Below are 13,240 nucleotides of genomic sequence, written 5' to 3'. Positions count from 1 at the left end.
CCTCCTATACGTCGATATTAGTTACGTATTTGGCGTTTTCTTCTATGAATTCACGTCTTGGTTCTACTTTTTCACCCATAAGTAGGCTAAAGGTATCATCTGTGCTTGTTGAATCAGCATCTGCCTTTACCCTTAGAAGCACTCTATTATCAGGATTCATAGTAGTTTCCCAAAGCTGTTCGGCATTCATTTCCCCAAGACCCTTATAGCGGTTAATTTTGTATTTTTCTCCATCTAGGTCTTTTAAAACTTTATCACGTTCATCATCTGAATATACATAACGTTCAGTTTTTCCGTGAGTGATTTTGTATAAAGGTGGTTGGGCAACGTAAATGTGGCCTTCATCTACTAATTCTCTCATGTATCTATAAAAGAATGTTAAAAGTAGGGTACGGATGTGGGCACCATCGACATCGGCATCTGTCATGATGATAATTTTGCCGTATCTTAGTTTTGATCTGTCAAAATCTTTGCCTATACCTGTACCAAAGGCTGTTATCATTGCCTTAATCTCTTCTGAGTTTAAAATCCTATCTAGTTTTGCTTTTTCTACGTTTAGAATTTTTCCTCTTAGGGGAAGTATAGCTTGGATTCTATTGTCACGGCCTCCCTTAGCAGAACCACCAGCTGAGTTACCTTCGACGATAAAGATTTCATTTTCATTTATATCTGTTGATTGGCAGTCAGCAAGTTTTCCTGGAAGGGTTGCGCTATCTAAAATAGATCTTTTACGGGTTAAGTCTCTTGCTTTTCTAGCAGCTTCTCTGGCTCTTCTAGAAGATAAGGCTTTATCTAAGATAGTTGATGCAACTTTTGGGTTTTCTTCTAAAAAAGCTTCTAGTTTTTTAGAGAAAAATGTATCTACAGCTCCCCTTACTTCTGAGTTACCAAGTTTTGCCTTTGTTTGTCCCTCAAATTGTGGTTCAGAAATTTTTACAGAAACTATGGCTGTCATACCCTCACGAACATCTTCCCCTTGCAGATTATCTTCGTTTTCTTTTAAGAATTTATATTTACGGGCATAATCATTTACTCCACGGGTTAGGGCTGACCTAAATCCTGATAGGTGGGTCCCACCTTCTGGAGTTAAGATATTATTAGCAAAGGTTAAAATATTTTCACTGTAGGAGTCTGTGTATTGGAAGGCAATTTCTATTTCTGTATCTTCTTGGCTACCGATAAAGTGTGGTACTGTTTCCATGATTGGATCTTTGTTGCGGTTTAGGTACTCAACAAATTCTCTAACCCCACCATCGTATTTAAAGGTTTGATTGTAGCCATCGCGTTCATCTTCAAATATAATTTGTACACCAGAGTTTAAAAATGCCATTTCACGGAATCTACGTTCTAGAGTTTTTTTATCAAACTCAGTTGTTTCAAAGATTTCGCCATCTGGTTTAAAGGTAATAGTTGTTCCAGTTTCGTTGGTATCACCTATTATTTCAAGGTCACTTGTAGCCACACCGCGTTCAAAGCTCATTCTATAAATGTGGCCATCTCTTTTTACTTCAGCTATTAAATATTCTGAAAGAGCGTTTACTACTGAAACACCTACCCCGTGTAGACCACCTGAAAATTGGTAGGCAGATGAGTCAAATTTACCCCCAGCGTGAAGGACTGTTAAAACAGTTTCTAGGGTTGATTTACCTGTTTGTGGGTGTTCTTTTACAGGGATACCTGATCCATCATCTTCTACACTTACTATATTATCTGCTGATACAGTTACTTTTATGTAATCACAGCGACCTGCCAGAGCCTCATCCACTGAGTTATCTACAACTTCATATACTAAGTGGTGAAGTCCCCTCTCGCTTGTCGAACCGATATACATACCAGGTCTTAGACGAACAGGTTCAAGTCCTTCTAAAACCTTAATATTACCGGCATCATAATTAGATTCTGTCATATTATTCCTTTCTTATCAAACATTTAAAATCTTGCCTGCTGCAATTTTTTTTATATTTGACTTATCTACCATATCCAAAGACTTGGTGTTGGTAGCTGTAATAATTGTCTGAAAGCCCGCTAGATTTTCTAAAAGAAAGTGCGATCTTTTTTCATCTAGTTCTGAGAAAACATCATCAAACAAAATGACAGATTTTTCACCTGTCACTTCCATAATTAGTTTTACTTGGGCAAGTTTTATATTTAAAATGGCTGACCTTTGCTGGCCCTGGGATCCAAAATTTTTGATGAGCCTATCATTTATTGATATGTCTATCTCATCCTTGTGGACTCCCTTTTGGGTTGTCATATATATAAGGTCATCCTTTCTTGCACTTATAAATTTATTGTAGTAATCTTCATAGCTTGTAGCAGAAATATCTGGATTATAGGTTAATCTTAAATCTTCCTTACTAGCTGAAAGCTTACTATGGTATTGATTTGCAAATTGGTCTATTATTTTTATAAATTTGGCCCTGCGTTTATAAATCTTAAAGCCATACTTGGTAAGTTCCTTATCGTATGCATCTAGTTGCTGGTTAAAATAAGGAGACTTTTGATTTTTTAAAAGCTTATTTCTCTGATAAATTAGCTTATCATACTCTTTTTTGGTGGTTTTATAGGCAAAATCAATTGATATTATGATTTCATCTATCAAATCACGCCTAAGATTTGGACCTTCCTTTATAATTAGTAGGTCTTCTGGAGTAAATAAGACCAAAGAAAAAAGAGCCTTTAAATCTTTGTTCCTTTCATATTTTACTCCATTTACACAAATTTTCTTTTCTCCGCCCTCTATGTCTATCAAAACCTTCTTAAAATACCTATCTTTTCTAATAAGGCCCTTAAGTTCCATTTCCTCTTTGCCGAAGCTTATAATATCCCTATCACGGATTTTTTTAAAGCTTGTAGCATTGGCTAGGTAATAAAGGGATTCTAGGAGGTTGGTCTTACCTTGGGCATTGTCTCCTAAAAAGATATTTATGCCCTCATTAAAATTTACAAATTGATTATGATAATTTCTAAAATTTTTAATCTCTATTTCACTTATCCACATTATATAATCGTTATGCTGATATCATCAAAGATAACCCTATCTCCCTTATATAACTTTTTGCCAGGGATGTAGCAAGGCTCATCATTTAAAAGAACTCCTTCTTCTTTGATAATAAGTTTTGCAAGACCTCCTGAATGTACAAGTTGGGTTGCTTTTAGGAGGTCTTTTAAGGTTATCATATCAGCTTCAAATTCTAAATTTTCCATAATTTCCTTTTTAATTTGCTAGACGAACTGGTAAAACAAGGTAGGTAAATTCTTCATCTTCATACTTGCTATCTACAGGATAGATAAGGCAAGGATTTAGGGAAGATTTGAAGGTTAATTTTATCCTATCAGATTCATTGGCCTTTACTCCTTCTTGCATGTATCGCGCATTAAAGGCAATGTCTAAGTCTTCACCAGTTTGTTCTGTTTCTATAACTTCTTTTACATCCCCTACTTCTGAGTTAGATTTTATAACCATATGATTTTCTGCTACTTCTATTCTAATAAGATTTGCCTTGCCTGGATCTGATAACACTTGGGCACGGTCAAGAGCTCTGACTAGGCTATTTCTATCTAGGGTTATGGAAGTATCTGAGATGTCATTTATGATATTTCTATAGTCGATAAAGTTTTTATCTATTACTCTGCAATACATAGTAGTAGATTCACTTTTAAATACTATATCATTTTCATTTTTATAAATATAGGTTGTATTATCATCTGAAATTATTCTTGACCACTCCATAAGAGATCTTTTTGGGATGATAAATTCACTATCTTCAAAGGCTGATGGATAGTCTATTTTATTTTTCTTTAAGGCAACCCTATAACCATCGAGGGCAACCATATTTAAGTAAGATTCTTTAAGTTCAAACAAAATTCCTGTTAGGGCAAGTTTTGTTTCATCTATACTTGTTGCAAATTCAGTTTGAAGAATTGATCTTTTTAATTTATCATTGGCAATTTCTATAGGGTCAGTCTCTGGTAGGGACAAATCTTGTTTTTCAAAGTACTCAAAAGCAATTAGGTTAAAGTTTGAGTTTTGGCTTTTGATATTTATTTTGCCATCTTTAGTTTCTATTTTTACAGTATCATTTGGTAATTTTCTAATAATACCGGAAAATAAATTAGCCTTTACTGCCATCTCACCTTCTTCTTTTACTAGGGCTGGAATAGAAGTTAAAATTGTTATCTCTCCATCAAAAGCAGTCAGTAAGAGTCTATCGTCTTTGGCTTCAAAGTATATTAATTCATGAATTTGTATATTGGTGTTTTTACTTACGGCCTTGCTTGCTATACTAATAGCATTCATTAGCTCATTTTGTTTTACTTCAATTTTCATAGCTGCTCCTCATATAACTATATATATTTAGTAGTATTAGTAGTAGGGTGTGTTTATATGTGGATAAGTCAAATTAATGTTTAAATATAGCTATCTCTTTTCCAAAATAATCCTAGGAAAAGTTAAGGATAACTTTCGACTTTATCCACATATCCTTTTAGGATAAATTTAAAAATAAATATTTTGACTTATCCACAAGCCTATCCCCAAAGATATACACATTTTACTCGGTAATTGACTTTTTTAAATTTTCTATTTCTTCCTTAAAATCAGGATTAAGGCTCATTTCATCCTTTATTTTATCTATACCATGCATAACTGTCGTATGATCACGTTCAAAAGCATTGGATATAGTAACCAGGCTATCATCTAGGATATCACGAGCAAGATACATCGAAATGTGTCTAGGATGAACAATATCTTTTTTCCTAGACTTACCCTTTAAATCTGATATTTTTACATTATATTTTTGAGCTACAAACTGCTGAATATCATCTATATTTACATGTTTTTGCTTATTTAAGCTTCTAGTATTTACACCTTTTTTGGCATCTTCTATGCTAACAGTATTTCTATTATCACCCTTAGCATAAGCAATGGCTGTAGATAAGGCTCCTTCTAGGTCTCTGATATTGGTATCAATATTTTCTGCTATATAGGTTAGGATTTCATTGTCTATATAGGCTCCTAGCTCATCTGATTTTTTTTGTAAAATTGCTACACGGGTTTCAAAATCAGGTTTGCCTATATCTACCGTAATCCCCCATGAAAACCTTGATAATAATCTATCTTCCAGGTCTTTTATTTCAAGAGGTGGGCGGTCAGATGATAACACAATTTGCTTATCTGCATAGTAAAGATCATTAAAGGTGTGGAAAAGTTCTGTTTGAGTTCCCTCTTTATTAGATAAAAACTGAATATCATCTATTAAAAGAATATCAGCTGATCTATACTTGTTTCTAAATTCTTGGTTTAAGTTTTGATTTTTATTTTTACTAGTAGGTTGAATACTTGCAATTAACTCATTTGTAAAGCGTTCACTAGATATATACATAACATATAAATCATCACGTTCTTCTAAAATTTTATGGGCAATAGCCTGCATTAAGTGAGTTTTCCCCAAGCCTGATTCCCCGTATATAAATAGAGGGTTATAATTTTTACTTGGATTATCATTAATAATATCCTGGGTTACAGCACTTGCTATGGCGTGAGCATATTGGTTTGACTTACCTTGAACAAAATTTTCAAAAGTATAATTTCTATCTAAAATTGGTTTTGGGAATTTGTTTACCTCTTTTAGCCTCATTTGACCATCAGCTTCATAATTTTTGCCCATAGCTAGGACTCTGTTGTAGCTGTCACTGTCTTTTGCGATGATTACAACCTTTAAATCATAGTCATTGTCCTTATTAATTTTATCTAGGGCCTCTTGAAGAGATGGAGTCCATATCTTTTCGTAAACAAACATCATTTCTGACTTTGGTATTTCTAAATATAGAGTGTTTTCAAATAGATTTAGAGGCTTTAATATGTCTATCCATGTATCATATTGCGATTGATCGGCAATATTCATTTTCATTTCATTTTTTAATTCATCTGTAATGTATTCTAAACTAATCATTACCATGCCTTTCATAAGAAAATCTATCCACATTAGTAAAAAGTCTATATATCAAAGTTTAGCTAATCTTTTATTACTTATCCACACCTGTGGATTAAATTGTGGATAACTTATTGTTTATAAAATTATTACCTGTTTTTCAAGGGTTTTATAGGAAAAATAATAAGATATACTTATAAAAATTTTACTTTTCCACAAATAATTAATTTATGAAAGCTATTTTAAAGCTTTTCCCCTGGGTTTTACACCTCAAATTATACTACAATTTGAATGTTCTGACAACTTATCCACAACTTGTTAATAAAATTTGGGAAAACTCTAATAAAATTAAATATAAACTTTGAAAAGGATGTTAATATGTGGATAAGTCTGTGTATTTATTAAAATTTTTTATATTTAAAAAGGAATTAGCCCAGTATTTGGGGATAAGTACTTTTTGACAATCACTTTTTCTTATAAATATCCAATAGCAAATCTTGTATAAAAGCTGTGTATAAAAAAATGCATAAAAAACTTATCCACATTGGATATTTATTAGAGGTTTTATAGGATTTATGAATTATTATAAAATTTATTATGCATTTCTTATTCATTTGCTTTAAAAACACTAAATAATCTTGACAAAATAGCCCTTTATTCATATAATAGTATGAGTCTAAAATTATAAGTAGGAGGTGTAACTATGAAAAGAACCTATCAACCAAATAGAAGAAAAAGAGCAAAAGATCATGGTTTTAGAAAAAGAATGTCTTCTCCAGGTGGAAGAAGAGTGATTAAAGCTCGTCGTAAAAAAAATAGAAAAAGATTAACAGCTTAATTATAGGCATCTTTTGCCTAGCTTTTAAGCACGTTTAGAAATTTAGGACGTAGATGGAAAAGCGACTTAGTTTAAGAAAAGATACTGATTTTCAAAAAGTTTACAAAAAAAGTAATGCTTTCTATAATAGGGACTTTACTATATTGATTAAAAACAATGGCCTTAACCATCCTAGATTTGGCTTTTCTATTAGCAAAAAAATCGGTAAGGCTAACCAGCGTAATGCCCTTAAAAGGAAATTGCGTGATATAGTAAGAAACAACTATAAAAACCTTAATGGAGTTGATATAGTAGTTATCCCAAAAAAACATGTCACTGACTATGACTACCTAGCCTTAAAAAAGACTTTTGGTCATGTGATGAGTATTGCTTTTAAAAAGAATAAGATTTTTTATGTTAAATAAAATATTTATAAAAATTATAAATTTTTACAAAACTTACATTTCTCCACAATTAGGCTTTGGAAAATGCAAATACTATCCTTCTTGCTCAGCATACGCTACTGAGTGTTTTACAAGATATGGATTTTTTAAAGCATTTTTTATGTCTTTGTGGAGAATTTTAAGATGTAATCCTTTTTCCAAGGGCGGATATGACCCTGTAAGATAATCCTATTAGTCCTACACACGAGAATTTATTAGAAAAATGGAGAGAATATGATAAATTTTTTAGCTTCCTTATTAGGAAAACTGATGAGGTGGATTTATGATTCGCTTGCTGCAAACCAAGTTGAACCTAGTAACATAAGCTTTTATGCTATTTCAATTATCCTAATGACCCTGCTTGTTAGCCTTATTATAATCCCAGTTACCATTTCCCAACAAAAACAAGCAGAAAATACCCAAAAGATTAAACCTAAAATGGATGAAATCCAAAAAAAATATTCCTATGATCCTCAAATCATGCAGCAAAAAATGCAAGAACTATATAAAGAGGAAAATGTTAACCCGGGTCTTGCCTCATGCCTTACCATGATTTTACAACTTTTAATTATCCTAGCCTTATTTAGGGTAATGCAAGATACAACCAAATATGTATTCCCAGAAGGGATTGAGGGAATAAGAAAAGACTTTTATTGGATTAGCGATTTAACTAAAAAAGATCCATATTGGTTTGGTTTACCACTTGCAACAAGTGTATCTCAAATTTTAGTGCAATTATTTTCAATGAAAACCAACCCACAAATGTCTGAAGGACCAATGGCTAGCATGAATAAGACATTTTTAATGATGCCTATACTATATTTCTTTATGTTTAGAAACTTGCCAGCAGGTCTTCCACTTTATTATACAATGAGTTCTATAATTAGACTTATAATTATGGTAATCATGCACTTTACATTCAAAAAACCTAGACAAGTTCAAAGACAAACATATGAGGTAAAAAATGAGAAAGTCAATAATAAAACAAGCAAAAAATAAGGAAGAGGCCATAAGAAAAGGCCTTGCAGAAATTGGCAAAACTAGATCAGAAGTAGATATTGAAGTTATAGAAGCAGGCAGCAGTGGATTTTTAGGCCTTGGTGCTAAAGATGCAGTAGTTCGCATAAGCTTTGATGAAGATATCAATGAAGCTATGGTTGATTTAGAAAATGAAATCAAACGTGATTCCCTAACAAATGGTGAATTTGATAGAGAGTATAACATCAAAGACCGCAGTAAATATTACGAAGATGAAGCTCGCGCTAACTACCAAAGAGAAGAAACTTATGAAGATGACCACAGTTCTTATGATGAGTATGCCAAAGAAGGCCAAGACTTTGAAGATCGCATCCACGAAATCACAGACGATGATGAAAATTATGGAGAATACGAAAGACTACAAAAAATAAAAACTTTTGAAGAAAACTCCAGTAATTATCACAGCCAAGGCGTTGATTTAACAAAAGAATTAGATGAAAAAATTAGCCAAATCGATAATAACGAAAAGTTAGATATCAAAGTTAACGACCCATGGGAAGGCCAAGAAGAAAAAAGTACTGAAAATCCTAAAACTATTGAAAATATAGACTTTAAAAATGAAGCGGATGTGGATACTAAGCTAGTAGAAGAAAAGCCAGTAACAGATACCTATAAGGTAATAGATAAGTCATCAAAAGTGACTTTTGAATCAAATCCAAAAAAGGCTGAAGAAACTATAAAAGATGAAAAAGAAGTTGATGATTCAGCAAATGATTTTAAAGTAGCAGCAAGACCAAACCTTGCTCAAGAAAAGCAACAAACAGATATAGAAAAATTCTACAAGGCCAAAGAATTTTTAGAAAATATCCTAAAAGAAATGCACTTTGAAAATCCAAGTGTAATAGGCAACCTAGAAGGATCAATTATAAAACTTGATGCAAAAGTTGCTGAAGAAGACACAGGTATTGCTATTGGAAAAGGTGGAGCAACTCTCGATGCTATCGAGCTTATAGTTAGAAAATCTATCGACTCTAGAGCAAATAACTTAAGAGTAAATGTAGATATCAATAACTATAAAAAACGTAGAGATGAAAAAATAGTAGAACTTGCAGCAGATACAGCAAGAAAAGTTCAAAGAAGCAAAAAATCTTGGAACTTAAAATATATGAACTCCTACGAAAGAAGACTAGCCCACGAAGAAATCAGCAAATATCCAAATGTAGCCAGCCACTCAGAAGGCCAAGAGCCAAAACGTTATGTAGTAGTTGACTATGTTGGGGATGATGAGGAATAAAACTTAAGCAGCCTTAGGGTTGCTTTTTTTTTTATTTAAATAAAACGAAGCTTTATAAAACCTTATAGTAAAGTTGACTAATTTTGTAGACATTTTAACATATTCTTGTTATCATATAGATGTAAACGATATTTTTAGGAGGTTAATTATGGATTTTTACCAACAAGCAAAACAATTTGCTAAAGAACACATTGAGCCTTATACTCGTAGTAGTGATGAGGAGAGCAGATTTCCAGTAGAATCATTTGAGGAAATGGGAAAAGCGGGTTATTTTAAACTTTTAATCCCCGAAGAAATGGGTGGCCTTGGAAAAACTGCAGTAGAGCACCAACAAGCAGTAATGGCCTTTGCAGAAAGCAACCCTACAGCAGGCCTATGCTATATGATGCATAACGTTGCCTTAATGACAGTTTTAAATGAAGGAAATGAAGAGATTAAAAAGCGTGTAGTAAATGATATTATAGAAAATAACGTTTTTATGGCTCTAGCTTATTCTGAATTTGGAACAGGAACTCATTTTTATATACCAGAAGTAAAAGTAGAAGAGAAGGATAACGGTCAATATGTATTTAATGGTGTTAAATCCATGGTAACCAGTGCAACTCATGCTAGTTACTATCTAATCTTAACTCCATCTACAAAGGAAGAAGGAGCTATCAACAACTGGCTAGTACCAATTGATAGTGAAGGTTTAGAATTTAAAATGGAACATTGGAAAGGCCTAGGCATGAAAGGAAATGTTTCTTGCCCTATGCAATTAAACGGAGTAACTCTACCAGAAGTCAACCGTATAGGAGCAGAAGGATCTGGAGAAGACCAAGTATTTAATATAGTTGCTCCATACTTTATTTTAGGTTTAGCAAGTGTTTACACAGGACTAAACTTAAGATTATCACAAGTAACTAATGACTATGCTATAAATAGAGAATATCCAGATGGATCAAACCTATCAAATATAGAAACAGTCCAAGTCCACCTAGCAAAAATCTACTCAGATGCTTTAAGCTCTAAGGCAGTAACAGAGCTTGCAGCAAGATCTCTAGTAGACGGAGAAGAAGATGCAGTTGCAAAAATAATTGCAGCAAGAGTTTGTGCTATAGATAGGGCAATCGAGTCATCAAACCTAGCTATGAGAGTGGGTGGAGGAAAAACTTATAACAGGATGTCTGAAATAGAAAGACTAATGAGAGATGCCTATGCAGGACAAATCATGGCTCCATCATTAGATATTTTAAATGTTTGGCTAGGAAGAGCTATTACAGGCCAACCATTACTATAGCTTCTGATTTTAGAGTATAAGAAAGGTTTATAATGAAAAAATTAAAAGTAGGAGCTGTTATTTATGCTCCAAGAGTTACTGTAATTTGGGAAATGATTGAAAAATTCTATAAGGAAAATGGGGCAGAAATAGAGCCAGTTTTCTTTAAAGACTATAAACTCCAAGTAGATGCCCTAGTTAATGGAGATATAGATGTAGCTTGGAACTCTCCTCTTGCCCACCTTGATGCCCACCTTAGAACAGATGGCAAAGAAAAAATTGGATGCATGAGAGATACAGATAGAGACCGTAAGACTTATCTAGTAGTTAAAAAAGATAAATTTAATGAGATAGCAGATCTAAAGGGCAAAACAATTGGCTTTGGAGCTATAGATTCTCCTCAAGCAAGGCTTATCCCAATTTACCACCTTCATAAAAACGGCCTAGAATTTGAAAAAGACTATGAAGAAAAAAGATTCGACCTAGGTGTAGGCCTTCACGGAGACCATGTTGGTGGAGAGCTAGATAGTATGAAAGCCTTATTAAATGATGAAGTAGATGCAAGTTTTTGCCTAGATTTAAACTATGATGCTTGGGTTGCTGATGGAACAATTGATAAAAATGAAGTGGAAGTTTTATCAAAGACAGATTATTTTGACCACTGCATCTTTACCTTTAACCCAGAAGTAGATGATGAAGACATCAAAGAATTTGATGACATCATGTTTAAAATGGACTATAACAAAGAAGAAGATAAGGAAATAATGGACCTAGAAGGCCTTACAGAGTGGATGCCAGGTAGACGCGAAGGTTTTGAACAAATTACAAAGGCCAATGAATATCTAGGAAACTTTATCGAAGGCTTTAATAGTGAAAACTAATTTATTTAAAACATCTCTAATAGGATCCATGCCTAGGGGCCATGAAATATTAATGGCCCGTAGGAAACTTAGCGCAGGATTAATAGATCAAGATACTTACGAAAAATTAGTAGATGAGAAAACCAAGGAAGTAGTGAAACTTCAAGAAGGCCTAGATATTGATATCATAACAAGTGGAGAAATAGGTCGCGATAATTATTTATCTTTTATATCTGAAAAACTGGGTGGAGTTTCTCAAATGTCTATGGCAGAGATGCTTGATTATGTGGATGATAAAAGAGAATTTGAAAATATTTTAAATACTTTAGATGTCCCAGCTTCTTCCATAAAAAATGCTATCTGTACGGGTAAGGTGGAATATACAGGAGATATAGTAGCAAGTGAGCTTGAAAAATTAAAATCTTTTACCAATAGACCAGTAAAAATCACCCTACCAGGTCCATATTTGGTAACTCGTAGTATGTGGTTACCAAATGTTAGCTCAAATTACTATGATAGTAAGGAAGACTTGGGCGAAGATATAATAAAAATCTTTAAAAAAGAGATAAAAACATTGCAGAAAATAGGTGTTGATGTCATCCAATTTGATGAGCCAGTTCTAACAGAGATAGTTTTTACAGAAGGTAGGCCAAGGACTTTTATGTGTGCTTCCCTATCCCAAAGAAAAGATCCAACAGAAGAATTAGAATTTGCAACTCATCTTATAAAAAGCGTTATGGATGGTATAGATAGAGAAAAATCTATAGCTTCTATGCACATTTGTAGGGGTAATTGGAGTAAAGATGAAAGTATTTTACTAACAGGACCTTATACACCTCTTCTTGATTTATTTGCAGATATAAATGCAGATTTACTAGCTTTAGAGTTTTCCACACCAAGGGCTGGGGAACTAAAATCTCTCTTAGCAGATGAAAGAATAAAAAACAAGCTGATTTTAGGGCTTGGAGTTCTAAATCCTAGATTTGATGAAAAAGAAAATGTAGATGTAATCTACAATAGGGCCAAGGAAGCTTTGACTTACATTGACAAAGAAAATCTATGGCTAAATCCAGATTGTGGTTTTGCAACATTTTCTAATAGACCAGTAAATGAATACGAAAATATAAGGGATAAAGTAGGCGCCATGGTAGAAGCAAGGGATAGATTGAGAGCAGACTATGCATGATGATATAAATTACTTTTCCAAATCATTTAGGGCTGTAGTTTTTGATGAAGATGTTAAAGTTTATAATGAAAAAACATCTGTTAGTATAGACCAAGCCATATCCTTTGATTCGGAAAAAGAAGAATTTACATCAATAGACTTATTTGTATCATCCATTGTTTCAGAGATTTTGCTAACCATGATGAAGGTTGCAAAAAAACGTGGGGAAATCCTTCAAGATATAGAAGCAAAGGCAAATTTAGAAATCTCAAACCCCATGTACCTACTAAATGTAATAGGCTATGAAGATCCTGGCCTTATAGAAAAACTAGATATAGATGTTTACTTTTTTTCATTTTTAGAGGGAGAAGAATTAGACCAATTTTTAGATGAAGTTTTAAAAAGGACTTTAATTTATAATACTTTTAAGGATAAGATTAAAGTTAATTTTAAAACAGTTTTATAAGAAAAAGCAGTCGTTACTGACTGCTT

General features: G+C 33.1%; 14 protein-coding genes. 9 read left to right on the top strand and 5 right to left on the bottom strand.

What is annotated here, in order from left to right:
• Positions 1-4: 4 nt before the first annotated feature.
• The 5 genes from gyrB to dnaA all read right to left on the bottom strand — a co-directional run bounded on the left by gyrB (position 5) and on the right by dnaA (position 5,954).
• Positions 5-1,906: a DNA topoisomerase (ATP-hydrolyzing) subunit B gene (gene gyrB / locus ACCQ40_RS01950; RefSeq protein ID WP_410032383.1), complete on the bottom strand. Its 1,902-nt coding sequence runs from the start codon at positions 1,904-1,906 to the stop codon at positions 5-7.
• 15 nt (positions 1,907-1,921) lie between these two features.
• Positions 1,922-3,001 carry a DNA replication/repair protein RecF gene (gene recF / locus ACCQ40_RS01945; RefSeq protein ID WP_410032382.1) on the bottom strand — a complete coding sequence of 360 codons (1,080 nt, stop codon included), beginning with the start codon at positions 2,999-3,001 and terminating at the stop codon, positions 1,922-1,924.
• Complete coding sequence (locus ACCQ40_RS01940) at positions 3,001-3,207, bottom strand: RNA-binding S4 domain-containing protein (RefSeq protein WP_394010799.1); 207 nt, start codon at positions 3,205-3,207, stop codon at positions 3,001-3,003. Before ACCQ40_RS01940 ends, recF begins: the two co-directional genes overlap by 1 nt.
• 10 nt (positions 3,208-3,217) lie before the next feature.
• Entirely contained in the window at positions 3,218-4,330 is a 1,113-nt protein-coding gene (dnaN, locus tag ACCQ40_RS01935; RefSeq protein WP_394010798.1) for a DNA polymerase III subunit beta, read from the bottom strand.
• A 223-nt stretch (positions 4,331-4,553) separates the two neighbouring features.
• Positions 4,554-5,954: a chromosomal replication initiator protein DnaA gene (gene dnaA / locus ACCQ40_RS01930; protein WP_410032458.1), complete on the bottom strand. Its 1,401-nt coding sequence runs from the start codon at positions 5,952-5,954 to the stop codon at positions 4,554-4,556.
• Between the two features lie 682 nt (positions 5,955-6,636).
• On the opposite strand from dnaA, the gene rpmH reads away from it, so the two are divergent.
• The 9 genes from rpmH (at position 6,637) to ACCQ40_RS01885 (ending at position 13,214) form a co-directional block, all read left to right on the top strand.
• Positions 6,637-6,771 (top strand): 50S ribosomal protein L34, encoded by a 135-nt coding sequence (gene rpmH, locus ACCQ40_RS01925; protein ID WP_394010796.1) that lies wholly within the window; start codon positions 6,637-6,639, stop codon positions 6,769-6,771.
• A 53-nt stretch (positions 6,772-6,824) separates the two neighbouring features.
• The gene (rnpA, locus tag ACCQ40_RS01920) at positions 6,825-7,175 is read left to right on the top strand and encodes a ribonuclease P protein component (protein ID WP_394010795.1); all 351 of its coding nucleotides are present in this window, start codon (positions 6,825-6,827) and stop codon (positions 7,173-7,175) included.
• Entirely contained in the window at positions 7,165-7,380 is a 216-nt protein-coding gene (yidD, locus tag ACCQ40_RS01915) for a membrane protein insertion efficiency factor YidD (RefSeq protein WP_410023889.1), read from the top strand. Before rnpA ends, yidD begins: the two co-directional genes overlap by 11 nt.
• Positions 7,381-7,427: 47 nt before the next feature.
• Positions 7,428-8,192 carry a YidC/Oxa1 family membrane protein insertase gene (locus tag ACCQ40_RS01910; RefSeq protein ID WP_394019467.1) on the top strand — a complete coding sequence of 255 codons (765 nt, stop codon included), beginning with the start codon at positions 7,428-7,430 and terminating at the stop codon, positions 8,190-8,192.
• On the top strand, positions 8,158-9,465 hold the full coding sequence (locus tag ACCQ40_RS01905; protein ID WP_410032381.1) for a Jag family protein: 1,308 nt from the start codon (positions 8,158-8,160) through the stop codon (positions 9,463-9,465). The genes ACCQ40_RS01910 and ACCQ40_RS01905 overlap by 35 nt, the downstream gene beginning before the upstream one ends.
• Positions 9,466-9,613: 148 nt before the next feature.
• Positions 9,614-10,744, top strand: a complete 1,131-nt coding sequence (locus ACCQ40_RS01900; RefSeq protein ID WP_410032380.1) for an acyl-CoA dehydrogenase family protein — start codon at positions 9,614-9,616, stop codon at positions 10,742-10,744.
• Between the two features lie 32 nt (positions 10,745-10,776).
• Positions 10,777-11,604 (top strand): phosphate/phosphite/phosphonate ABC transporter substrate-binding protein, encoded by an 828-nt coding sequence (locus ACCQ40_RS01895; protein WP_410032379.1) that lies wholly within the window; start codon positions 10,777-10,779, stop codon positions 11,602-11,604.
• Positions 11,594-12,769 carry a 5-methyltetrahydropteroyltriglutamate--homocysteine methyltransferase gene (locus tag ACCQ40_RS01890; RefSeq protein ID WP_410032378.1) on the top strand — a complete coding sequence of 392 codons (1,176 nt, stop codon included), beginning with the start codon at positions 11,594-11,596 and terminating at the stop codon, positions 12,767-12,769. The genes ACCQ40_RS01895 and ACCQ40_RS01890 overlap by 11 nt, the downstream gene beginning before the upstream one ends.
• Positions 12,762-13,214 (top strand): OsmC family protein, encoded by a 453-nt coding sequence (locus tag ACCQ40_RS01885; RefSeq protein ID WP_410032377.1) that lies wholly within the window; start codon positions 12,762-12,764, stop codon positions 13,212-13,214. The genes ACCQ40_RS01890 and ACCQ40_RS01885 overlap by 8 nt, the downstream gene beginning before the upstream one ends.
• Positions 13,215-13,240: the final 26 nt, after the last annotated feature.

The organism is Anaerococcus cruorum (assembly GCF_046365495.1).
GTDB classification, from domain to species: Bacteria; Bacillota; Clostridia; order Tissierellales; family Peptoniphilaceae; genus Anaerococcus; species Anaerococcus cruorum.
Note: the sequence above shows the minus strand (reverse complement) of the source record. Positions and strands in the feature narration are given on the sequence as shown.